Origin of the sequence: Candidatus Magnetominusculus xianensis (assembly GCA_001541255.1) — a bacterium.
Classification (GTDB): Bacteria; Nitrospirota; Thermodesulfovibrionia; order Thermodesulfovibrionales; family Magnetobacteriaceae; genus Magnetominusculus; species Magnetominusculus xianensis.
In genome coordinates this window covers 11681-35082 of record LNQR01000124.1, presented here as the reverse complement: position 1 = coordinate 35082, position 23402 = coordinate 11681, and the positions used below count along the sequence as shown (strand labels likewise).

Sequence of the window (23402 nt, the reverse complement as noted above, 5' to 3'; positions counted from 1 at the left end):
ATGAAAGTCCTTATTATTGAAGATAATCCCTTAAACATGAAGTTAGCGGCGGAGATACTCCGGCGTTCAGGGTACACGGTGCTTGAGGCGGTAAACGCTGTCGATGGAATCAAGACTGCCAAAGAGGAGCAGCCCGCGCTTGTCCTGATGGACATACAGCTTCCAGGGATGGACGGCCTGACAGCAACCAGGCTGTTGAAGCAAGATATGGAAACGAAACATATCAAGGTGGTTGCCCTTACTGCCTTTGCAATGAAAGGGGACGAGGAGCGCATGAGAGAGGCCGGATGTGACGGCTATGTATCGAAGCCTATAAGGTATAAAGAGTTTTTGGATACGGTTTCATCTTTTTTTAAATTGGGCGAAGCCAAATAGAGGGGGTGCAGGGGACAAGTTCCCTGCCGGGAGTTTGAGGGCAGAGCCCTCATTCTTTTATAAGGTAAAACTATGAACAACTGTATACTAGTCGTTGATGATCAACCCATAAATGTAAGGCTGCTGGATGTTCAGCTTAAGGCAGCGGGGTATACTGTACTGCCAGCATATGGCGGACAGGAGGCGCTTGATATGGTAAATAAGCACATGCCTGATATCATCCTCCTGGATATCATGATGCCTGGCATGGATGGATATGAGACTTGCCGCTCCCTGAAGTCCAACCCAAAAACAGCGGGGATACCCGTGATTTTCATAAGCGCCCTAACAGATGTAAACGAAAAGGTCAACGCATTCAAATGCGGAGGGGTTGACTATATCTGTAAACCCTTTCAGAGAGATGAGGTCCTCTCCCGTGTAAGCACTCATCTAAAACTATACTTTTTGCAAAAATCCTTACAACAACAGATAGACGCAGAAATTGCAAAACGCCAAAGCAGGGAGCAGTTACTCGTGCAGCAGTCTAAAATGGCGGCAATGGGTGAAATGCTGGGCATGATAGTCCACCAGTGGAAGCAGCCGTTAAACGCAATCTCATCAACGGCTCAGGACCTTGAGGACGCCTTTATCCATAACGAGCTTGACAAGCAATACCTGCATTCCTCGGTAAACACAATAATCAGCCAAACAGATTTTATGCTTAGGACAGCCGACGATTTCAGAAATTTTCTCCGTCCATCTAAAGCAAAGACCAGTTTTAGCGTAAAAAATGCAATCGAAGAGGTCATCTCCATGTTCTCCCCCTACTTTGCCAAAAGCGGCATAGCCATTAACATTAGCTGCTCAGGGGATGATTTTAGTACAACCGGCTATCCAAACGAATTCAAACAGGTCATTCTGAATCTTATAAATAATGCCAGAGATGCAATTCTTACTCATCCAAATAACCCCAAAGCTGCCATTGACATACACATCACTGCTATGGCCATAACCATACGTGACACCGGAGGCGGTATCCCTGAAGCAATAATCGGCAGGATATTTGACGCCTACTTTACGACAAAAGCGCCGGATATGGGCACGGGCATTGGTCTTTATATGTCTAAGACGATAATAGAGACAAACATGGGCTGGCGGCTGACAGCGTCAAATATAGAGGGCGGCGCTGAGTTCAAAATAGTTCTTAAAGAATGAGGGCTCTGCCCTCAAACTCCCGGCAGGGAACTTGTCCCCTGCACCCCCTCTTTGGGGCTCTTTGGGGCTTCGCCCTTTTAAAGAGTTGATATGGTTTCAACTAGGCAGTCAAGGAGTTCAGACTCCATGACCTTTTTCACGACTACGCCTTTTTTGAACAGCAGCCCTACCCCATTGCCGCCTGCTATCCCTACGTCTGCCTCTTTTGCCTCACCGGGACCGTTAACCTCGCAGCCCATTATGGCAACTGTGATTGTTTTTTTCAGAGGTCTTAGACGTTCTTCGGCCTCTTTTACGAGATTGATAAGGTCGATTCTTGTGCGCCCGCAGGTGGGGCATGATATAATATCGATACCGTGTGCCCGAAGACCGATTGATCTTAATATTGAGTAGGCGGTCTTGACCTCCTCCTCCGGCTGGGCAGTCAGGGAGACCCTCATTGTGTCCCCTATGCCTTCATACAGCAGGATGCCAAGTCCGACCGCGCTCTTGATAATTCCTGAGGGGGGCGGCCCGGCCTCTGAGACACCTATGTGCAGGGGATAGTCGTACTGGCGTGAAAATGCCCTGTATGCCTCAACCGTTGATGGCACATTGGACGCCTTCAGGGATACCTTGATGAGATTAAAGTCCATCTCTTCGAGGATTTCGATATGTCTTCGGGCGCTTTCCACGATAGCCTCAGGTGTGGGATGACCATAGCTCATCAGGATGTCTTTTTGCAGTGAGCCGGCATTTACGCCAATGCGAATGGGGATTCCCTTGTCTTTGCAGGCGTTGACGAGTTCTTTGACCTTCCAGAGCGCCCCAATGTTGCCAGGATTTATCCTCAGTCCATCGACGCCGCCAGCTATGGACTTTAGGGCGAGTTTCCAGTCAAAGTGGATATCTGCAATGATGGGAATAGAGACAGAGCGTTTGATTTTGCTGAGGGCCTCGGCAGCATCGTCGTTTAAAACTGCGATACGGATTATGTCACAGCCTGCCTCTTTGAGCGCCGCTATCTGATTTACAGTCGCCTGAACATCTGTAGTAGGGGTCTTTGTCATCGATTGAACGCTGATAGGGGCATCGCCGCCTACTGCTACAGTGCCGACATATATTTTGCGTGTGCGTGTCTGAGACATTGTTATTTATCTCCTTTTTTAGGTGCGGTCTGTTGTGAATATATCCTAATGGCCTCTTTGTGCCGCGAGTAGGTCTCAGAAAAGAAATGTGTGCCGTCCTTTTTGGACACGAAATACAGATAAGGCACTTTTGCAGGGTTAAGCGTTGCGGTTATGGATTTCAGCGAAGGCGATGCAATAGGCCCTGGAGGGAGCCCTGTGTGCAGGTAAGTATTATAAGGTGTGTCATTGCGAAGGTCTCCTGCTGAGACGCCATATTTAAAATCCTTTACGCCATAGATGCTAGTTGGATCAGCCTGAAGGGGCATTCCTGTATGAAGCCTGTTGAAGTAGACTGCCGCTATAAGAGGACGGTCTGTGTCCACCTTTGCCTCTTTTTCAACAATAGAGGCAAGCGTCAAAAGCTGATGTTCTGTCAGCCCGACGGCTTTCAGTCTGTCTTTAAAATTCGATGGATAGCTTTTTCTGAGCTGATGCACCATTGTTGTTATGCCTTCTTTGGGGGTTATGCCTTTTTCAAATATATATGTCTCAGGATACAGATAACCCTCGGCAGAGGCCGCTTTAATATCGATAGAGTTTAGAAATGCCTTATCATACGCAAGCCTGCGAAATTCATCTGCCTCCGTGCCGTTGAAATTTGGAAATTTTGTAGCAATTTCTTTTAGAGTCTCACCTGGGACAACCATCAGGGGAACCTTTAGTGTGTCGCCTTTGATGAGAATTGTGAGTACCTCAAGGGGGGTTGTGCCGGTGTGGAAGGCATAGATGCCAGGCTTCAGGTTTCTGTCAATACCCTTGTATTTGGCGGCATAAAACACAATTGAGAGCTGTCTTAAGACCCCCTTTTCCATGAGAATATTGATTGCCCGCCTGAGAGAGCAGCCTTTAGGGATTTGTACCTCCAGTTCGTCCTTGTTATATGTAACCGGCACATAGAACTCGGCCACAAGGAAAGTAATAATACCCAAGAGTACGGTTGTAATCGATACGATGACAAGTTTTTTCATATAATTTCGGCCGACGCGGCTGCCCCAAAAATCTCAATAATCTCAAACATTGGACAGGGTATACCCTGCTATTGCGGCATTGGAAAAGCTCCATCTTTCAGCATAACGGCGAATTTTTCGGGTGGCACTGGTTTACTAAACAGATACCCCTGTACCTCATCGCATCCAAGCTCACGCAAAAGTTCCAACTGCTCCTTTGTCTCCACTCCCTCGGCAATTACCTTTAATCTGAGATTGTGAGACATGTCTATAATTGTCTTAACAATCGTCAAATCATCCTGGTCATTTGTAATCTCATTTACAAAAGAACGGTCAATCTTCAGCTTTTTAAATGGCAGGTGCTTTAAATAACTCAGCGATGAGTAGCCTGTGCCAAAATCGTCTATAGCGACATTGACGCCCATTGCGTTAAATCTGCGCAGCATCGATATTGTGCTGTCCACATTTTGCATACAAAAACTTTCTGTAATCTCTAATTCTAAGTGTTCTGGAGACATCTCCGTCTTATTCAATACGTCAAAGACCATTTCTGCAAGATCATAGTTCCATGATATCTGAGTTGTCGATACATTAACGGCCATAAGTATGGGGGGCAGCCCCTTGGTCTGCCACGCGGCATTTTGTTTGCAGCTCTTGTAGAGCACCTGCTCGCCTAGTGGTATTATTAATCCCGTATCTTCAGCAACTGCTATGAATTTATCAGGGAACAGCAGCCCCTTTTCCGGGTGCTGCCACCGCACCAGTGCTTCTGCCCCTATAATCATGCCGGTTGATATATCTACCTGCGGCTGGAAGTGCAGGATTAACTCATCGCGCTCAAGCGCTAGGCGCAGTTCTTTCTCTACAGATATGCGTCTGTTTAGCTCTTCATCCATGTCAGCTTTAAATAACAGATAATTATTTTTGCCTGCTTTTTTGGCGTGATACATGGCTGTGTCTGCATGTCTTAACAGCTCACCAGCACCATTGGCATCTGACGGGCAAATGCTTACTCCTATGCTTGCCGTTATTGTGAGAGGCTGCCCGTTAACTTCATATGGTTCTTTTAAATGCGTTAATAGTTTACTTGTGATTGTCTCAATCTGGTTAACATTGTTCACATTTGACAGTATCACTGTAAACTCATCGCCGCTCACACGCGACACGGTATCGCTTTCCCGAATAGTTCTGGTCAATCTGTCAGCAATCGATTTAATTAGCTTGTCTCCAACATCGTGTCCCATCGTGTCGTTTACTATTTTGAAATTATCTATATCTACGTACAAAACGCCAAGCATGTATCCATAACGGGTGCCGCTTTTTATTTCATGGCTTAATCTGTCAAAAAACAATACCCTGTTGGGCAGACCGGTAAGGGTGTCATTATTTGCCATATACTCCAGTTTCTCTTCCATACGCTTACGCTCAATAATGCCTGAGAGCGTGTTAGCAGCAGACACTAAGAAGTCTTCTTCCAGAGCTGTATGTGTATGACCTGCCTCTACGTACAGATTTATTACACCAATTGTCCTGTCCTTTACCTTAATAGGGATACAATAATGCCCATGATTACTTATGCCTTCATAAGTAGTATCATGGCTGTCATCAACCTCAGCGGTGAATACCACATTCCCCGTAAAAGCACTGCGTCCACACAGGCAACTGCCAACAGGTACTCGTCTGCAGAGGTCTAACAACTGCTGGGAAAAACCCCTATGAGCCACCATCTCAAGCTCGTCACGGTTGTTTCCTGTCAGAAAAATACATCCTTTGGTTTTTGTTGACAGCCATGGGACTGTGCTGATTAGCTCCAGGAACTTATCTAAATATTCATTTAATGAAAACGTCTGTATCGATAATTGCAGTATCGAGTTTATAGTGTTTTGAATCAAATAACCTTGATTTATTTTTTCCTCTGACTCCTTTCGCATGATTACACCGGCAATTGTACGTGCAATACTTTTCAAAAATACATCGTCCTCTTTTTTCTTTTCATGCCCTTCGTTTAAGTATACATTGAATACCCCCAGTAATCTGTCCCCTGAAATAATAGGCACACAGTAATGCCCGTGTGCCGCCATATTTGCATACCTGACTGAGTGTTTTTCGTCTTTATTGCAGTCTGGACAAAACACTATCTCTTTGGAAGATGCTGCCAACCCGCAAAGACATTGCCCAAATGGCAGAGGGGAACACATCGACAACTGCTCGGCGCTGAAATGATGAGATGCTGCGATTCTGAGCTGCCCTGATTCCTCATCTGTAAGAAATATACACCCTTTCGATTGTAAAGATATCCACGGGTTTTGCAATATTAGTTCTAATATATTTTGCAATAGCAGCTTAAGAGAATCAGGCTGCAACGATATCTTAAGGATAGATTTAATAATTTCCTGTTCCTTTACATGTAATTCTGCCTCACTCTTCTGATGTAATAAATCATTATAGCTCTCCACCAATGCGATTTTTGATTTAGTCCTGTAAAGAACAAAGATGCCAATAAGATAAACCGCAAGCGACGCAAGCAATACATATATGCAATTATTAATGACATCCCTGTCAACAGGCGCGGTGCTGATAAATAAGATTACGTTCCAGTCAGAGTCCTTATAATGTGTCCTTACCTCAAGATATTCTGTATCTGCCGCTTGAGTGCCAGACTTGTCCTTTTGACTAATGGTAACAGTTGTTCTGGTGTCCTTTCCAGCCCTATTTTTAATTGGCAGCGGCATTATGGTTACGTTTTCATATTGCCTGCGGTCTTTTATCTGTTGCAGCACATCTTCTGGCAGCTTAGTCATAGAGTGATAGACATATCTTTCGTCGCTTGAATGAAAGATAACGCCGTTGCTATCTTCAACCATAAATATTTCATTATTTCCGGCATTAGGCGGTGTAAATATTTTTAAATCGAATTTCACTACAACAACACCAATTACCTGCTTCCCATTCTTTATCGGATAAGATATATAATATCCTGGTGATTTTGTAACAGTGCCAATGGCTGTGTACTGGTCTGGAGTTCCTTTTACGGCATTTATGAAATATTCTCTAAAACTCAAATCCCTACCAACTAAACTTAATGAAGTTCTATAGTTACTCGACGCTGTTACAATACCATCCATATTAATTATAAATGTTAAATCTGCCCCTGCTGAGTCATTAAACTTAAATAAATAATCATTTATATTTGCCCCCCTGTTAGGATGTTTTACAAATTCTACGACAAAAGGACGCTCAGACAGTATCCTGGAGTAAGCCTGGTAGTTTTTTACCATGTCTAACAAATAGCTGTTATATACATTTAATTGCCCTGATGCGTATTTGTGAAGTCTTTTCATCTCTCTGTCTTTAGTCAATACTGCCGTAAATATCAATAAGATTACAGCAGCCACTAACATGAAAACAGTAAAGATTTTGTTGTTTAGATAACTTCTCAGATATCTCCGCTTGCCAGCAACAGACTGATCAATCATCTTGTCAACATTCTCCGTCGATTCAGGTTATTTGTAATACCCATATTATTACCCCGCTACCGCGCCGCCATCAAGTGTATACTGCCTATCACGCTATCAATATTGCCATATCCATACAGGTAAAATCAATATACTTTTTAGTTGCTGTCACTAAAGGTTCAAGCCATGCTTAATGGTGACTTTTCCCGGGGATATAGTACATTACGTGCAGTGACAGATTAGTTACAGATTAGCCATTCTGTAATAAATTTATAGATTTTACTAAGCAGCTCTAAACCTTTTGTCTCGACCGTGGTCTCGGATTTGAGACTATGGTGTCGTAGATTTTATCGTTAATCGGGTCATAGGCAGAGAGTTTGCCGTAAAACACTGCCCCGGTGTCTATAACTACGGCATTTTTGTACTTCGTAACGTTCTTATGCGGGGTGTGTCCAACGATTATGTCCTTGCCCCTGTATCTTTCATAGTTCCTTTCCCACAGGAGGGATTGTTTTTTGGCGGTCTCTACAGTCTCACCGGTTGGTATCCCGCCATGTACAAAGATATGAGTCTTAGTTTCATAATAAAACTCAAGCCTTTCGACAAAAGGCACCAAAGACCGCTCTGAGCTTTCATATCTCTGGGCATTTTCTATGCCGTCATAGCTTTCAATTGTGTTTACACCGCCGTTAATTATCCACAGTTGAAACATCTCGGCTGTCCTGATTTTAAATGCGTTATAGGCAAGATATTCATGGTTGCCTGCAAGCAGGACGATTTGCTCGTTGTATTTGTTTTTTAAATCGTCAACATATTGGACAACCTGAGCGCTGTCTGTGCCCCTGTCAATATAGTCGCCAATAAAAATCAACTGGTCTTGGTCAGGGTTGAATTTTATTACATTTTCTACTAAATCAACCGTAAGCCCATAGCAGCCGTGTATGTCGCCTATGGCAATCTGTCTCTTAAACTCCATAATAACTCAATTCCATAATACCTTACGGGCATTTCTCATTTTTGTCAGAGTTTCTTACACTCGCTGGTACACCGGTTAAAAACTTCTTTACATATGTCAGGACATTGTGCGGATTGGCATCTTTGCCCGCAGGCGGCATAGTTATTATCACATTGAACCTTGCAGGACATACCCTCTCCTTCTCTTAACTCTTTGACAGCCTTTAGGAGTTCATCCTGATGTGCTTGTAAGTCCTCGCTTGTTGTGGCACGGTCAAGGCTGTCTTTATAGCATATTTCCATTATATCTAAAACATCGTCAAAGTTGGTCTGTATGTAAGTCCCCAGATATTTATCGTTGAGGTCCCCTGATAAATTCGATAACTTCACGTATTCTTTATTAAGCTTGTCGGCCAACTCGATATATATTCCAGCGTCCTGCAGATTGTGTTTTGAATTCAGCTCCATAATTTTAGAGATTACAGCCGCTATTTCCTTTGTATATTGGCGCAAGGCCTGCACATTGACAGACTTGCCTTTTTCTACTGCTTCAGGGATATTCTTCAGAATGCCGTATTTTTCATACGCACGTGCGCTGTCAGCAAGCAGGCTCACCTTTGCATCAAACGATGCTGCCTTACGGGCAAGGGATTCATTTATCAGCCCCACATAATAGAGACTTTCCTTGTGGTCACCAGCCTTACTGAAGTTAATCAGGCTGTTTATGTAATCATCAATATTAAACAGCGCCATGCCAAGTCCATAGTACATATCCGGGTCATTGTTCTTCCTGTCTATCAATGTGCCGAATATCGCCGCCGACTCATAATATCTCTTGTTTGCAAGGGCGTTAAAGGCATAGTCAGTGGCGTTGAGCATCGAGGAAAACACCCTCAGCGGCTTTATCAGCTTATACCTCTGCCTGTAAAAATAAAACCCTTGTCGGTTTCTAATATCATAAATCTCAGTGTAGTTTTCAGGCCTTTCTAATGTACTGTTTTCCCACATTACAAACATACCCTCGTCGTCCCTCATCTCATATACCGCCCTGTAACCGCTGAAGGGCACGGTCTCAGGCTTATTCTTTTCCTCATAAATGAATAAGCCAAAGTCGTCTCTCATTTCATATATCTTAGGCTCCTTCTGATTAAACGGTGAAACGTCCTCGGGATTAACCAGTGTGTATGTCTCAATTACAGATTCGGCGTTTCTGTCGGCATCCTTCCACACGGAAATCCACAGATTTACTATTTCATTGACCGTCTTGTTGTAATGCCAGAGCATGTCGCCAGTATATCTGATGGGTGTATCAGTGTGGTTGTCGCTGAAGAATACGTTTTTAAAGTTCGAGTAAGGCGGCTTTTTTTCATATCCCCCATAGATTACTGGTGCGTATCTCGTAAAGTCCGGCTTCTTATCTCCGCCGTCATACCCTCCATAAAACACCGGTGCATATCGTAAATATGTCCATTCCTCGCAAAACCCACCTATACGGCCTGGATAATACTTCTGTACTATATACATCGACAAGTCTGTCATCAGACGCGAAAAGTAGTCTTTTTTCAGGTCGTTGCGCTTATGAGCCTCAAAGACCGCTGCTTCATAGAGATTATCAAACACCTTCTTGTCCTGATATGCCGTTGGTTTATATTCGGTTTTGTACAACTCATCAACCATAGAATCATAAAATGGTATCAGTGCGTATCTCAACCGCGTTGGAGTCAATGCAATGGCAGTTGTCAGCGCCTTTTCGTGAACCTTTTGGAAGCAGTTCCACTGCTTGATATTTTCCTGTGCAAAACCAGTCCCGCCAAATATAATAAATAAGCCGACTGCCAGTACGATTAACAAACGTAATCTCATTCGCTCCTCCAGTTATTCCTCTTGTTTTTCCATGCTTGTGTAAAGATTATCACAAGGCTGATGACCATCGGCTTGTACCGCCAAACATGTCTATATTTAGTTTTCACATACCAATTATAGCAAATATGAACGTTATTAATAAAAGATTTTATTTAACATTAAGATGGTTATGCTCCGGTAAGATAGTTATCACAGGATTTCCAGACCAGACTGTGCTGTATTGGGCTGACACACCAACTGACACAAGAAATCGCCGTAATTCGATTCTACGCTTCTGTGTATGTTGTCTATAAATGCTTTGCCTTGTTCCATATGCCTGCATTTAACCTGATTATGGTTTACAACAAGCTGATTTAACAACATTTACATTGAGAGATAGTTATGATTAGATTATTGCCGCCGTGGTGACAGAAGAATTCTTTTTAGAAATATATTTTACAAAGTTAGCAAAACTGCTTTACTTTACTAAACATTATATGTTACTCTGGCTTAACAGTAAAATTAGTATGGGTTAAGCGGCAGGCAGCGCGGCAGGCAAGCGGCAGTCAACATGGATTCAGCGGCAAATCTATATACAAAAGGAGCGTAACAGCATGAGAAAAAACTGGAGAACATCTAAGAAATTGTTCCAGAGGGCAGAGGAGCTGTTTCCCGGCGGAGTAAACAGTCCTGTCAGGGCGTTTAAGGCCGTAGGAGGCAATCCAATCTTTATTGATACAGCTTATGGGGCAAAGATTTTCGATGTTGACGGCAACGGCTATATCGATTATGTTATGTCATGGGGTCCTTTAATCTTAGGGCACGCCCACAAGGATGTAGTAGATGCCCTTACAGAGGCAGCCGAAGACGGCGTAACATTTGGGGCGCCGACCCTGCTTGAGATAAAAATGGGCGAGATAATACAGAAGTATTACCCCTCTATGGAGAGGATGCGTTTAGTAAGCTCAGGCACTGAGGCAACGATGAGCGCTATCAGAGTAGCACGTGCGTTTACCAAGAGGGATAAGGTGATGAAATTTGAGGGCTGTTATCACGGTCATGCCGATGGACTTCTGGTAAAGGCTGGCTCAGGCGCCGCTACTCATGGGCAGCCTTCAAGTCTTGGAGTGCCACAGTCCTATGCACAGGAAACGATAACTGTTCCATATAACGACATCAAGGCAGTCGAGGCAGTTGTGCAAACTGACTGGAAGGACATAGCCTGTATAATTGTCGAACCCATAGCGGCCAACATGGGCCTGGTACTGCCGAAGCCCGGATTTCTTGAAGGTTTGAGGGAAATAACAGAGAAACACGGAATTGTGCTGATATTTGACGAGGTGGTAACCGGCTTCAGGGTAGCTGTTGGCGGCGCACAGGAGCTTTATGACATTAAGCCTGATTTGACATGTCTTGGCAAGATAATCGGCGGTGGATTGCCAGCGGGCGCTTATGGCGGCAAGAAAGAGATTATGTCGCTGGTCTCTCCTGACGGCCCTGTATATCAGGCAGGTACACTTTCAGGGAATCCGGCAGCAATGGCCGCTGGTATTGAAACGATTAAAAATATCGGGAGAAAAGGTTTTTACGACCTGCTTGAGTCTAAGGCTGAAATCCTTGAAGCCGGATTCAAAGACGCGATTAAACGCGCCAAGGCAGACATCAAATTTTACCGCATCGGCAGTATGTTCTGCCAGTACTTCACCGAACACGATGTCTATGACTACGAGACAGCCGCAAAATCAGACACCAAACTATATGCTGAATATTTCAGATCTATGCTTGAGGAAGGGGTCTACTTCCCGCCTTCACAGTTTGAGACCTGCTTCCTGTCGATATCCCATTCTAAATACGATATACAGTTCTCAATGAGGAAGAGCTACAAAGTCTTAAGAAATATGTAATTGCCACTTACGCCCCCCATCGCGCCGTGAAAATACTTAAAAGGCCGATGGAGGGCTGCAATTCATTTTACGGAGGGGCGTGTTGTGTGACTAAAGTTGCTGTACATTAAATAACCTTGTGTGTAAAATAGAGAGGATGGCTGCCGGTCTGATAAAAAGTGTGATACTGTGCTTTGATAACAGCGAACTGTCTATGACAGCCTCTGATGCCGCGGTGAGGCTTGCTGTTAGTTTAAACTTATCTGTCACAGGTATTCACGCCTTTAATGCCTCGATGCACGAGGGTGCGTTTAGGATAATGGAGCCGACGCTTCCCGTTCAATATCAAAAAGAAGAGATACTTAAAAAACAGAGAGATGCCCATAATACCCTAATAAACGTAGGCATGGAGCGTATCTCTATCTCTTATTTAAAACCCTGTGAGGAATTATTCAGCACCGCTGGGGTGTCTTACAAATCAAAGATAAAAGAGGGTAAAAATTTTATCGCCATAAACGAGATGATACGAGAAAATGAGGACGACGCAACGCTTGTCGTATTGGGTGCGTCTGGATTCAACCACAGGGAACCAGGCTTTATCGGAAGCGTCTGTATGCGGGTAATAAGGACAACTGACGCAGACTATCTTGTGGTGAAAAGGGCTGTAAACTTTGACAGCCCAAATATTGTTGTGTGCCTCGATGGAAGTGAGACATCGATTTCAGCACTTAAAATGGCAAAGGAGACTGCCGAGACATTTGACGCCCAACTGCACCTCCTCTATGTATTTGACACTGCCCTGCACAGGGATGTCTTTGCCAGACTGAAGGACTCATTAATAGAGGGCGATGGGTTTACCTTTAATACGAAAGAACAGGAAAAGGCCCATGACGATTTCATAGACGTAGGGCTTGAGAAGGTGGGTGTCATGATAATTGACAGGGCAGAGAAAGAGGCGCTCAATGGAAACCAGGCAGGGATAATGTCAGCCGGTTGGGGCCTTGTTGGAGATAGACTGAGGCTCAAACCTGTGATAAAACAGGTACTGTCTGGACATATATATAAATCCATTTGTGATTACGCAGCTAAGGTATCTGCCGAACTTATATTCATCGGGAGAACCGGAAGACATTACATTGAAGGAGTAGATATTGGGTCTGTGGCAGAAAATGTCATAAGATATGCCCCGTGCAGCGTATTTGTCTCACGAGCCAAGGAACACAAGGGATGGGTAATGTGATGAAATATCAGCCATATATTGTCTCATGGAACATAACAAAGCGCTGCAACCTATCATGCGGCCATTGCTACATAGACGCTGGCACACCGGAAGCGCCGGAGCTAGACACACATCAGTGCAAAGCACTAATTGGCTCCCTTGCCGCCATAAATAAATCCATGATGCTGATAGTAACCGGCGGAGAGCCTATGATAAGACCAGACATATATGAACTCATAGGACATGCGGCAGCGGTAGGATTTATCACCGTTTTAGGCACAAACGGAACACTTGTAACAAGCGACAATGTAAAGAAGCTCAAAGACGCCGGACTCAGAGGGGCCGGTATCAGCATAGATTCCTCAATCCCTGACGCTCATGATTCATTTCGCGGCATCAGTGGTTCGTGGTCAAAGGCGCTTGAGGCCCTGCGGCTGCTAAAAGAGTCCGACATAGAGACACAGCTTGACGTTACTGTGATGGACAACAATTGTGCTGATATAGAAAAGTTCGTTGCGCTTGGTGTGGAGCTGGGTGCTAAGGCGGTGAACTTCTTTTTTCTTGTATGTACTGGCAGGGCGATGAAGACATTCATATCTACTGAAAACTATGACAGCGCGCTAAGAAAGATAGTGGAACTCTCACAGTCAGAGCGGCGCCTTATGGTCAGGGCACGGTGCGCCCCTCATATTTACAGGTTTATGCACGAAGACGGCGCTCACATCCCATCGGGGACAAGGGGCTGTCTGGCAGGGCGCTCCTATATGCGCATTGATTCATATGGAAATGTAACGGCCTGCCCGTACATGCCGGACGTACTTGGCAATGTGAAGTCTGAGTCAATTGCCGATATATGGGAAAATTCTGATAAGCTTGGGGCCATGAGGGATGGCAAATATGGAGGCAGGTGCGGACGCTGTGAATATACTGAGGTCTGCGGTGGATGCAGGGCAAGGGCGCTGGCCGAAAAAGATGACTTTATGGATGAGGACCCGCTCTGTACATATGAACCAAAACAAGGCGTGGAGACGCTAAAAGTAGATACTGACGATTTAAAATCTGAGATGCAGTGGGACGATGCTGCTAGACAAAGAATAAAGGCAGTCCCTGCATTCGTGAGAAAAATGGTAATTAAGGCAATAGAAAAGGCAGCCAAAGAAAAAGGCGCAACACTAATCACAACCGAACTCCTTGATGAGGTAAAAAAACGCAGCCCATCGCATAAACGTTGAGCGTCTAAAGAAGGGGGTAATACCTAATATGTTCCATGTAGAGATGAAACAAAAGAAGACTGTTAATGCACTTCCGCAGCGGTGTCTTGAGTGGCTTGTAACGTCGAGGATGAATTTTATAAACGAAATGAAAGAAGGCAAGCCGCTGCGCTATTTCTCTGCGCACTTGCCGGTCATGGCCACATGGCCTGCCTCCATGTGTAATGGGGGTAATGGGGGCAATGACGATGTTGTTGATACGGGCTATCCGGTTAATATGACAGTAAAGGGAATAGGATTGATACCACGCGACGAACTGCTCACATCCTTTACGGAGATGTTTGAGACTATTACCGTGTCATCGCGGACAAAACCCCACATGGAGTCAATCACAGAGAGAGTTGGGGCAATTAATAAACTCTACGGCGACATAGGGAATTTCGATCCATCGGTTCTTGGCGGCCTTGAGATATTTGGTGGAAAGACGCTTGATAATCTCAATGAAAACAGCAATGCAAGTCTGCTCTACGTAGGGATGCATCAGGCTGACGGCGCTTCGGCAGGCGGCGGCATGGGGGTGTCCTACATTAGTTTTCAGGTCAACGGCCACATAGAAATACTTAATAAAAATAACCCGTACTATAGATTTTTGCTTGCGTCGAGAAAACTTTTTGAGTTTGACAAGTTTCACATCTTTCAGCCCGATTATCCATTTGGATATCTGATAAAAATAAAAGAAGTCCTTGATAAATCCCCCTGGTCAAAGGCATCAACAGGACACTGATGGCAGGACACTGATGCAGTTAACAGATAACTTTGGGCGCTCCATAGACTACATACGCATATCTGTCACAGACAGGTGCAACCTGAGGTGCGTCTATTGTATGCCCGATACGATGAAAAGCGGCTGCTATCAAGATGGAAAAATTAACACTGATTCTATCCTGACATACGAGGAGATTGTGCGGTTTGTCGATGTTGCTGCGACACTTGGGATAAAGAAGATAAGACTGACAGGCGGGGAGCCATTAGTAAGAAACTCCATCGATGAACTGGTGAAGGGTATAAAGGAAATCCCTGGGATAGAGGAGTTGAGCCTGACGACAAACGGGCAGCGCCTCGCGGGGATGACTTCGGCTTTGGCTCAATCCGGCCTTGATAGGGTAAACATAAGCCTTGATTCATTAAGGGCAGACCGTTACGCAGAGATTACCAAAGGTGGAGACTTCGATAAAGTAATGGCGGGCATAAGGGCGGCAGAGGCGGCGGAGTTATTGCCGGTAAAATTAAACATGGTGCCGATGGTTGGCATAAATGATGATGAGATAGAGGCGTTTGTTAGGTTTGGGATACAGACAGGCTGCCAGATAAGATTTATAGAGCTGATGCCGACAGTAGTAAACGAACATTTATTTAATAAGGGGTTTATAGGCACAGACGAGATAAAGCGCCGAATTGAAAGGGAATTTCACATAACCCCATTGAAGTTAAGGAAACACGGCCCGGCGCGGTATTTCAGCGTAACTGACCACGCGGAGCACACAAATGGAATCATAGGGATAATAAGCGCGGTGACGTGCCGATTTTGTTCCCAATGCAACAGACTTCGCCTCACAGCAGACGGCAGATTACGACCATGCCTGTATTCAAATATCGAAGTCAGTCTGTTTGACGCACTGCGGCATAATGCCTCAAAAGAGGAGCTGCAGGGATTAATCCTTCAGGCCGTAGATTTAAAGCCGGAGAGACACCATATCACTGACGGCACAGAAACAGACACACCCACAGCCTCAGGCGCCCCGTTTATAATGTCCGGCGTCGGCGGTTAGATAACGCACTGCTGAAAATTTAATAATTTTCATCACCCTGCTTGTGTCACTATGTTCAGACTATTCCTTAAACACATTCAAATAAGACAGCGGTTATTTCTGGTGTGATTCAGGCCAGACTGTTGTATGCCCAGTCTCCACCACGCCAGAATAACCGCATTTCATAACAGCTTTACTTACCAGATTACATCGTTATCAGCACTGCTTAACCTACAATATTACGGCTCAAGAACAAGGCGAAAACCTATGTCTTGTTCCTGGATGTTGGGGTGATAGCTGCCTCTTCTGGAGCATCTCAGGTTATTTGAATCACTACTGAAATTACCCCCTCGAATTACACGTCTGCCGTCGCCTGACATATTTACAGGATTATCTGTTCCACTTTCGGCATAAGCATCTTTGGCATAAACATCTCTTATCCACACCCATACATTGCCAACCATATCATAAAGACCTAGCTCGTTAGGATGTTTTTGCCCTACGGTGTGTGTCGTGCCATCAGAATTACCTCTGTACCATGCGTAATCAGTAAGCTCTTTGTCAGTGATGTTCTTCACATATTTCACTTCCTTGCCCCCTTCGCGGCAGCTATACTCCCACTGCGCCTCGGTGGGCAAATTATAGTTCTTGCCAGTCATATGATTCAACCTTGAGATAAACCGTTGTATGTCGTTCCAGCTTACTGACTCTACCGGAAAACTATCTCCTATTTGAAGCTTAGATGGATTATCGCCCATCACTTCCTTCCACAGCCCCTGTGTTACCTGGTACTTCCCCATGTAGAAATCACTTACACATACCCTATGCAATGGCCTTTCATTTTGCTGCCCATCACCAAACGTATCTCCCATCTGAAAACATCCGCCCTTCACAAACGCCATCGGAATGTCGCTTACACTTTGACCATACACGGTTTGAGATACAATTAACATCACAAACAACATACACACTACCATCGCTGACTTCTTCATAACACATATCCTCCATCATTATGATTTAACCCGGTCATATGCCGGGACGCCTAACAACTGTGTCTCTCTATGCTTCTCATCATAGTTGACAATTGTTTTACCCGAGTACAAGCCATTGTCAAGACCTCAATCCCGAATTCTGTCAGTCCACTATGAATCACGCTCACAAAATCATCACGCGGTATCGCTATCACAGACGTATCCTCAACTGCCAGCGCGTTGACCGTGTTATCATTACGAGCGCATGTTGGTGTTCCACAATAAAAGTTCCCTTCTGTCAAGACTCGGATTTCTACCTCTCTGGCATCCTCTGAATTATTATGAAGTTGTATGGCCCCTCTCTCTACTATAAAGAAGAACTTGGCCTTGTCTGACGCCTTAAACAATACATCACCCCTCCAGTATCTCTTCACAAAGGATTTCCGTGCTATAGCTACAACAGCATCATCACTAACCACTGAAAGGCATGGAAACAGACGGAGTTGGTTTTCATCACACTCACATCCATTTCTCGGCTGTGTTTCATGCTCAACTGTTATCATAATCCCTCCTCAATAATATAGTGACCAATATTACCATCTGATGCGTTACAAATCTGTTACAGATTCACACTCAGTAAATAAATTTTATTTACTGCAGTGTGACTATAATCACTGATATAAAGATGTGACAATAACTACAATGGCTTATGAGAATGTTGACTATAAATTATAGATAATGAATTTATGTTTATGTCTAAGATAAAAAATGCTTATACAACAACACTTATTTTGTTCATGACATAACATAACAGCCATTAATTATGGCGTAAATTCACTATAATCCATCATTGGACTTGCTGTACCTGATGATGGTGTTTCGTAAACAGGTATGACTTATAGATGTGAGGAGGTGTGCATTATCATAATTCATACGCTGTTTAATACTTATATAATACAATGCACGCGTATTATATATTTACACATATGCCGACGTGATATCATGTGAATAAATATTTACTTAAAATAAATGTACAGGAGGTTAGAATGAAAACAGAAGAAGGGTATCTTGATATTGATGGCGGAAAGATATGGTACAAGATATATGGCGCTGATAATCGGGCGATTCCACTAATTGTCGTTCATGGCGGGCCTGGGTTTTCCCATGATTACCTTGAACCTTTAAATGGACTTGCCGATGAGCGCCCTGTTATCTTCTACGATCAAACAGACTGCGGGAACTCCAGCAAGAGTAATGACCCATCGAGATGGTGTGTTGAATACTTTGGCCGTGAGCTTGCACAGGTTTGTACAGCGCTTGGACTAAAGCAATGCCACGCCTTAGGGCATTCATTCGCTGCCGCCATTGTCGTATCATGTCTTCTTGAGGCCAAGTGTGATGCGATAAAAACAATGATACTTGCTGGCCCGATGTTAAATGGTGCGATAATGAATGACGATATCGCCTGCGCCATTGACTTGATGCCTGAAGAACACCGCACAGTCCTGCGTTTCGCCCGCAGCAATGACACATCCAAATTCACACAAGACCAGCTAGATAAGGCCCAGACAACATTTCTTAGACAAGTTTACTGCCGCGTTGATACATGGCCAGAATGTCTTTACAGAAGTATAGGAAAGCAAAACACTGCCTTCTTTAATCATATGATAGGCCAAAGTTTATTTAACTTCACAGGTAATCTTAGAGACTTTGACATAACAGATAAACTTGGAGACATCAAAGTTCCAGTTCTACTAACATGGGGCGCTCACGAGTGTGTTAATCCAGATTTTGATAAAGCAGCGTTTCATAACAATAAAATACCTGGGGCACGTACAATAATATTAAACGAAGCCTCCCACATGCATCATCTGGAACAGACAGAGGCATATCTGGAGGCGGTCAGGGGTTTTCTCAGGGAAAACGAGGCCGGCAATTAGACTAATACCGCGTTGCGGTCTATAATCGTTACAATTAGGAGGGTTTAAAAGTGAAGGTCTTAAAAATGTTAGTTGTCATAGTTTTTGTCATGCTTATAACAATGTCGTTTGTGGTTAATTGTGAGGCCGTAGACCCGTTTGAAAACAACATGGGGCTTTTAACGCAGCCCAATGAGCTCTATTTCCTTTTATATCCAGGGTTTTATTCGGCAGCAAAGCTCAAGGACAGCTCCGGCACCACATCCACAAACGACCTCGGCGCAAGGCTCTACCAGACCACCATAAGGCTTAGCTGGTTTAATAAATCCCTGTTTGGCAATGCGCTTACAGTAGGCGGCTTGCTTCCAGTGGGGACAACTGAGCTTTCTGGCAGCTCAAATGCGGGCATAGGTGATGCAATGTTTGTAGCTGGCTATTGGCTCGTAGATGACAAATCTACAGGGACATATGTTGCTGCTGGCTCTTACCTCGTCGCCCCAACCGGTTCATACAATAAGAACAGGGCTGCAAACATGGGGAAAAATGTGTGGCAGTTTATGCCAAGCGTAGTTGCAGCTAAACAAATTGACAAGTTAGATATAGAGCTTACTTTCAAATACAATATGAGTACAGAAAACAAGGATACAGGTGTAAGAGAAGGAAATTCAGCGATAATCGAAAGCTATACCGGTTATTTTGTCAGGCCGGATTTGATGCTTGGGGCACATCTAAACGCCACATTTGGGGCAGACAGTCACACTAACGGCATAAGAAACCCCAACACCGCCGTGCAGGTTTTTCAGGCCGGACCGTCGGTTATGTGGGCATCGGGAAGATTCAGCGCACTTGTTGTCGGTCTTGGCGATTTCGCTGCCAAAAATACCGCTCAGGGCTACACTGTTTATGCGAGGCTGGGGTACAAATTATTTTAAGGGGATTTTCTCAGAGACATAAGGTTTGGCATGTTAAAATAAATTAAATATTTTTTATTTTGTAATCAATCTGTAATCTATATGTAATCAAGATGTAAGGCATGTATAAGTTATAATAGAAACAGCTAATGTGTTTGACATGGAGGTAGTAAAGATATGGCTGCAGCAGTATTAGCAAAGATAACCGCACCTGACCTTGACAGGGTGGTAGAGCGGGAATCGTGTTTTCGCATCTTAGATAAATCCCTGCAAAAACAGGTCGTCTGGGTATCGGCCCCGGGCGGCTCAGGGAAGACCACATTGGCTGCAAGCTATCTTAAGAGCCGAGCCAATCCCTTTATCTGGTATCATATGGACGATATGGACATCGATGCCACCTCTTTTTTCTATTATATGACCCTTGCCGTTACAACCCTGCCGCTTAAAACAGAACTGCCGGAGTTTACCTCTGAATATTTTAACAATGTTAAGGGCTTCGCTGTGAGATATTTTAAACAGTTATTCGCAGGGCTGAAAGATTCTCTGAACTCTGCCGGTTCGCCCTCCCCTTTTATAATCGTTTTCGATAACTATCAGAATCTCCATGCTGATTCAATAGTTCATGACGTTATAGCGAGGGGTATTTTCTCCCTGCTGCCCGAGGGATTCGCCGTTGTCGTAATAAGCAGGGGTGAGCCTCCAATAGAATATGCCGAAATCAGGAGAAACGATGCTTTAGGCATGATTGACTGGAATGATCTGCTATTTACCCTTGATGATACTGTAAAGCTGGTAAGGCTTTCGACTGAATCTGAAGTGCCGGAGGATACAATCAGGCAGTTGCACAAGAAAATGGACGGCTGGGCGGCAGGACTGACTTTGGCAATCGAAAGGGGAGATATCGCATCTTTTATTTCCAATATTGAAGGCACGGGTACGAATGAGGCAGTTTTTGACTACTTTGCCACTGCGATATTGGAACAGACTGAACCAGTCGAGCGGGAGTGTCTGCTTAAGACCGCGTATTTCAGAGAATTCAGTCTTCCAATGGCGGAAAAGTTAACCGGCTGTGGGCAGACCCATAAGATATTATCGAAGAAACACCGCCAGTTTTTTCTTACTCAAAAGCAGACAGACGCTGGGCTTATGTTCCAATATCATGACCTGTTTCAAGATTTTTTACGAATCCGTGCCAAAGATTATTTTAATAAGCAGCACGAAGCCGAAATAGCGCGCCGCGCTGTGGATATTTTAGAAGAGAACGGGCATTTTGAGACAGCGGCCCAACTCTGCATAGACACGTCAGACATTGAAAGGCTCTCATCTCTGATGCTTAAGCACACCCCATCGATGATAGCACAGGGAAGAGGCGCTTTGTTAGTTAAATGGTTTGCCGCTATCCCCAGTGATTTTCTCAAAGACCAGCCCTGGCTGCTCTACTGGAAGGGTATGAACAAGCTACAATCCAACCCTGATGAGGCGCGTAAAAATCTTGAGACTGCGTATGTGAAATTCAAATCGATAAATGACCCCGAGGGATTATTTTCCACGTTTTGCGCCATCGTAGATACATATGTTTATGAATGGAAGGACTTCCACCCTCTTAATAATTGGATTCATGAATTCCATACAATGGCGAAACGATATAAGATTGAGACCGCGCCAAATGAATTCCCAGAACATGTTTCCCCTACACAGGCTGTTTCAACTGAGCTGAGGCAGCGGTTAACTATCAGCATATTCTCGGCGCTTATGTTCAGGCAGCCAACACATCCAAACATGCCCTACTGGGAAGAACAGGCATTAAAGATACTACGCAGCTCTCAAAACCTCATGCAGCTTATGTCTCTTGGGCACACTGCCATTCTTTACTATCTCTGGACCGGCAAGATATATGATGCCGGTTTTGTAATAGAAATATTATCTCCAATTATTGAAAAAACAAAAGCACATATCCTTGCAAAGTTAATGTTCTTTAGATCGAAGGCGCTCTATCTTTTTTATACTGCTTCATTCAGAGAGGGACGGAGACTTGTAGAGGAAGGGCTGAAACTTGCTGAGGAATATGATATACACATGCTGGATTCAATGTTTTACGGTACGGGTATTTATAATTCACTCGCTATCGGAGATAATAAAATAGCGGAAGAATATCTCAATAAAATGGAATCCGCCCTGAACAGCGTGCAGTGTTATGGACGGATATACTATCATAATGTGGCCTCGCTCGTAGCCCTCAGCCAGGGCAATTACCTATCAGCTATCAAACACGCTGAAGTAAATTTGCAGTTAATAATAGAATCTGGCCTTACTTTAGTTATCGGGATTTTTGAATACATAGCCGCATATGTATTAACGGAAGCCGGGCGTTATGATGAGGCAAGGCTTCATATAAAAGAGAGCATAAAAAACGGCATTGCTTCTGGAAGTATACTCTCCACGTATAACTGTTCAATGCTTGAAAACCTGATATCAGTGTACGAAAATGACGAAGAAGATTTCATTAATAAATTTATAGAATGCATTAATATTTCCAGGACAATGGGGTTGAGATTTACATTTTTCCTGCAAAGCTCCATGGCGCGTCTATGCAAGGCGGCCATGGAAAGAAATATCGAACCTGATTTCATCAATAAAATGATCAGAGACCATGAGATTACCCCCGGTGACTATAAGCATGAGAACTGGCCATATCCATTAAAAATCTATACGCTTGGACGATTCGCCATAGAGATAGACGGCAGGCCTGTCAAGTTTTCTGGCAAAACCCAAAAGAAACCCTTAGAAATGTTGAAGGCAGTCATCGCCCTCGGAGGAAAAGCAATCGGCATTACACAGTTGTCTGACGTATTGTGGCCTGATGCAAACGGCGATACGGCGGCAGTGTCATATCGCACAACGCTCCATCGCCTGCGTAAACTGCTCAGCACTGAATATGACATAATCATTTCGTCTGACAGCTATATATCAATTAATCACGACTACTGCTGGGTAGACATATGGGCATTGCAGGATATTGCGAATGAGTTCAGGCAGACGCCAGCCGTACCAAACAACGAACAAAACATATATCGACTTTACAGTAAGGCCGTAAACACATATAAAGGCAGCTTCCTTCCGGGCGACCAGGACCAGACCTGGGCAGCTCACCATAGAGAGCAACTGAGAGATGAGTTTGTCAATATTTGCTGCAAGGCAGGGACATTTTACGAATGTATTAGTAAATGGGACAAAGGCATAGAGTGCTATAAGTCGGCGATAGAGGCAGACAATCTCAGAGAGGAGTGCTACAGGCGCACGATAGCATTTTATCTAAAGGCCGGGTTGAAACCGGAGGCGATTACACTATACAATCAATGTAAGCACGTATTTGAGACGCAACTGGGTATTAGTCCATCTGCGGAGACTATAAAACTCGTTGATTCGATAATTAAAGTTAAATGAGTACATATGGTTTTGACAAATAACAGTGTATGTAGTATGGGGAAGTCTGAGGGCGCAATTTTGAGTTCACATTTCTTGACATTCAGATGTAGAAACTGCC

At 44.2% G+C, this 23402-nt stretch carries 18 protein-coding genes; 10 read left to right on the top strand and 8 right to left on the bottom strand.

Annotation, left to right across the window (positions count from 1 at the left end):
• Entirely contained in the window at positions 1-375 is a 375-nt protein-coding gene (locus ASN18_RS15520) for a response regulator (RefSeq protein ID WP_085053695.1), read from the top strand.
• Positions 376-447: 72 nt separating this feature from the next.
• The gene (locus ASN18_RS15515) at positions 448-1569 is read left to right on the top strand and encodes a hybrid sensor histidine kinase/response regulator (RefSeq protein WP_085053694.1); all 1122 of its coding nucleotides are present in this window, start codon (positions 448-450) and stop codon (positions 1567-1569) included.
• Between the two features lie 77 nt (positions 1570-1646).
• Here the strand turns inward: ASN18_RS15515 and ispG are convergent, their stop codons facing one another.
• From ispG to ASN18_RS17830, 6 genes are all read right to left on the bottom strand, one after another.
• Positions 1647-2696 (bottom strand): flavodoxin-dependent (E)-4-hydroxy-3-methylbut-2-enyl-diphosphate synthase, encoded by a 1050-nt coding sequence (ispG, locus tag ASN18_RS15510; RefSeq protein WP_085053693.1) that lies wholly within the window; start codon positions 2694-2696, stop codon positions 1647-1649.
• Between the two features lie 2 nt (positions 2697-2698).
• Positions 2699-3706, bottom strand: a complete 1008-nt coding sequence (gene mltG, locus ASN18_RS15505; protein WP_085053692.1) for an endolytic transglycosylase MltG — start codon at positions 3704-3706, stop codon at positions 2699-2701.
• Between the two features lie 68 nt (positions 3707-3774).
• On the bottom strand, positions 3775-7161 hold the full coding sequence (locus ASN18_RS15500; RefSeq protein WP_085053691.1) for an EAL domain-containing protein: 3387 nt from the start codon (positions 7159-7161) through the stop codon (positions 3775-3777).
• Between the two features lie 271 nt (positions 7162-7432).
• Positions 7433-8116 carry a metallophosphoesterase gene (locus tag ASN18_RS15495; RefSeq protein ID WP_085053690.1) on the bottom strand — a complete coding sequence of 228 codons (684 nt, stop codon included), beginning with the start codon at positions 8114-8116 and terminating at the stop codon, positions 7433-7435.
• Positions 8117-8160: 44 nt separating this feature from the next.
• Positions 8161-9957, bottom strand: a complete 1797-nt coding sequence (locus ASN18_RS15490) for a tetratricopeptide repeat protein (RefSeq protein WP_085053689.1) — start codon at positions 9955-9957, stop codon at positions 8161-8163.
• Between the two features lie 189 nt (positions 9958-10146).
• Positions 10147-10269: a hypothetical protein gene (locus ASN18_RS17830; protein ID WP_306689115.1), complete on the bottom strand. Its 123-nt coding sequence runs from the start codon at positions 10267-10269 to the stop codon at positions 10147-10149.
• Between the two features lie 281 nt (positions 10270-10550).
• On the opposite strand from ASN18_RS17830, the gene hemL reads away from it, so the two are divergent.
• From hemL to moaA, 5 genes are all read left to right on the top strand, one after another.
• Positions 10551-11840: a glutamate-1-semialdehyde 2,1-aminomutase gene (gene hemL / locus ASN18_RS15485; RefSeq protein ID WP_085053688.1), complete on the top strand. Its 1290-nt coding sequence runs from the start codon at positions 10551-10553 to the stop codon at positions 11838-11840.
• A gap of 118 nt (positions 11841-11958) precedes the next feature.
• Positions 11959-13059, top strand: a complete 1101-nt coding sequence (locus tag ASN18_RS15480) for a universal stress protein (RefSeq protein WP_157073046.1) — start codon at positions 11959-11961, stop codon at positions 13057-13059.
• A complete protein-coding gene (locus tag ASN18_RS15475; protein WP_236861821.1) occupies positions 13059-14270 on the top strand; it encodes a radical SAM/SPASM domain-containing protein in 1212 nt (403 codons plus the stop codon). Before ASN18_RS15480 ends, ASN18_RS15475 begins: the two co-directional genes overlap by 1 nt.
• Before the next feature lie 28 nt (positions 14271-14298).
• A complete protein-coding gene (locus ASN18_RS15470) occupies positions 14299-15033 on the top strand; it encodes a hypothetical protein (RefSeq protein WP_085053685.1) in 735 nt (244 codons plus the stop codon).
• Between the two features lie 13 nt (positions 15034-15046).
• The gene (gene moaA / locus ASN18_RS15465) at positions 15047-16078 is read left to right on the top strand and encodes a GTP 3',8-cyclase MoaA (protein ID WP_085053684.1); all 1032 of its coding nucleotides are present in this window, start codon (positions 15047-15049) and stop codon (positions 16076-16078) included.
• 218 nt (positions 16079-16296) lie between these two features.
• Here the strand turns inward: moaA and ASN18_RS15460 are convergent, their stop codons facing one another.
• Together ASN18_RS15460 and ASN18_RS15455 are read right to left on the bottom strand one after the other, a co-directional pair.
• Entirely contained in the window at positions 16297-17049 is a 753-nt protein-coding gene (locus ASN18_RS15460) for a formylglycine-generating enzyme family protein (RefSeq protein WP_085053683.1), read from the bottom strand.
• Between the two features lie 50 nt (positions 17050-17099).
• The gene (locus tag ASN18_RS15455; protein ID WP_085053682.1) at positions 17100-17591 is read right to left on the bottom strand and encodes a Crp/Fnr family transcriptional regulator; all 492 of its coding nucleotides are present in this window, start codon (positions 17589-17591) and stop codon (positions 17100-17102) included.
• A gap of 483 nt (positions 17592-18074) precedes the next feature.
• On the opposite strand from ASN18_RS15455, the gene ASN18_RS15450 reads away from it, so the two are divergent.
• From ASN18_RS15450 to ASN18_RS15440, 3 genes are all read left to right on the top strand, one after another.
• Entirely contained in the window at positions 18075-18968 is an 894-nt protein-coding gene (locus ASN18_RS15450) for a proline iminopeptidase-family hydrolase (RefSeq protein ID WP_085053681.1), read from the top strand.
• A gap of 50 nt (positions 18969-19018) precedes the next feature.
• Entirely contained in the window at positions 19019-19879 is an 861-nt protein-coding gene (locus ASN18_RS15445; RefSeq protein WP_085053680.1) for a SphA family protein, read from the top strand.
• Between the two features lie 156 nt (positions 19880-20035).
• Positions 20036-23302 carry an AfsR/SARP family transcriptional regulator gene (locus ASN18_RS15440; RefSeq protein ID WP_085053679.1) on the top strand — a complete coding sequence of 1089 codons (3267 nt, stop codon included), beginning with the start codon at positions 20036-20038 and terminating at the stop codon, positions 23300-23302.
• Positions 23303-23402: the final 100 nt, after the last annotated feature.

What these genes read in the sequence shown, in the direction of transcription:
- ASN18_RS15520 (WP_085053695.1), top strand. Translation starts at nt 1, where the DNA reads ATGAAAGTCCTTATTATTGAAGATAATCCCTTAAACATGAAGTTAGCG.
- ASN18_RS15495 (WP_085053690.1), bottom strand. Translation starts at nt 8,116, where the DNA reads ATGGAGTTTAAGAGACAGATTGCCATAGGCGACATACACGGCTGCTAT.
- ASN18_RS15500 (WP_085053691.1), bottom strand. Translation starts at nt 7,161, where the DNA reads ATGATTGATCAGTCTGTTGCTGGCAAGCGGAGATATCTGAGAAGTTAT.
- ASN18_RS15475 (WP_236861821.1), top strand. Translation starts at nt 13,059, where the DNA reads ATGAAATATCAGCCATATATTGTCTCATGGAACATAACAAAGCGCTGC.
- ASN18_RS15490 (WP_085053689.1), bottom strand. Translation starts at nt 9,957, where the DNA reads ATGAGATTACGTTTGTTAATCGTACTGGCAGTCGGCTTATTTATTATA.
- ASN18_RS17830 (WP_306689115.1), bottom strand. Translation starts at nt 10,269, where the DNA reads ATGGAACAAGGCAAAGCATTTATAGACAACATACACAGAAGCGTAGAA.
- ASN18_RS15515 (WP_085053694.1), top strand. Translation starts at nt 448, where the DNA reads ATGAACAACTGTATACTAGTCGTTGATGATCAACCCATAAATGTAAGG.
- hemL (WP_085053688.1), top strand. Translation starts at nt 10,551, where the DNA reads ATGAGAAAAAACTGGAGAACATCTAAGAAATTGTTCCAGAGGGCAGAG.
- ASN18_RS15455 (WP_085053682.1), bottom strand. Translation starts at nt 17,591, where the DNA reads ATGATAACAGTTGAGCATGAAACACAGCCGAGAAATGGATGTGAGTGT.
- mltG (WP_085053692.1), bottom strand. Translation starts at nt 3,706, where the DNA reads ATGAAAAAACTTGTCATCGTATCGATTACAACCGTACTCTTGGGTATT.
- ASN18_RS15460 (WP_085053683.1), bottom strand. Translation starts at nt 17,049, where the DNA reads ATGAAGAAGTCAGCGATGGTAGTGTGTATGTTGTTTGTGATGTTAATT.
- ASN18_RS15450 (WP_085053681.1), top strand. Translation starts at nt 18,075, where the DNA reads ATGAAAACAGAAGAAGGGTATCTTGATATTGATGGCGGAAAGATATGG.
- ispG (WP_085053693.1), bottom strand. Translation starts at nt 2,696, where the DNA reads ATGTCTCAGACACGCACACGCAAAATATATGTCGGCACTGTAGCAGTA.
- moaA (WP_085053684.1), top strand. Translation starts at nt 15,047, where the DNA reads ATGCAGTTAACAGATAACTTTGGGCGCTCCATAGACTACATACGCATA.
- ASN18_RS15470 (WP_085053685.1), top strand. Translation starts at nt 14,299, where the DNA reads ATGTTCCATGTAGAGATGAAACAAAAGAAGACTGTTAATGCACTTCCG.
- ASN18_RS15440 (WP_085053679.1), top strand. Translation starts at nt 20,036, where the DNA reads ATGGCTGCAGCAGTATTAGCAAAGATAACCGCACCTGACCTTGACAGG.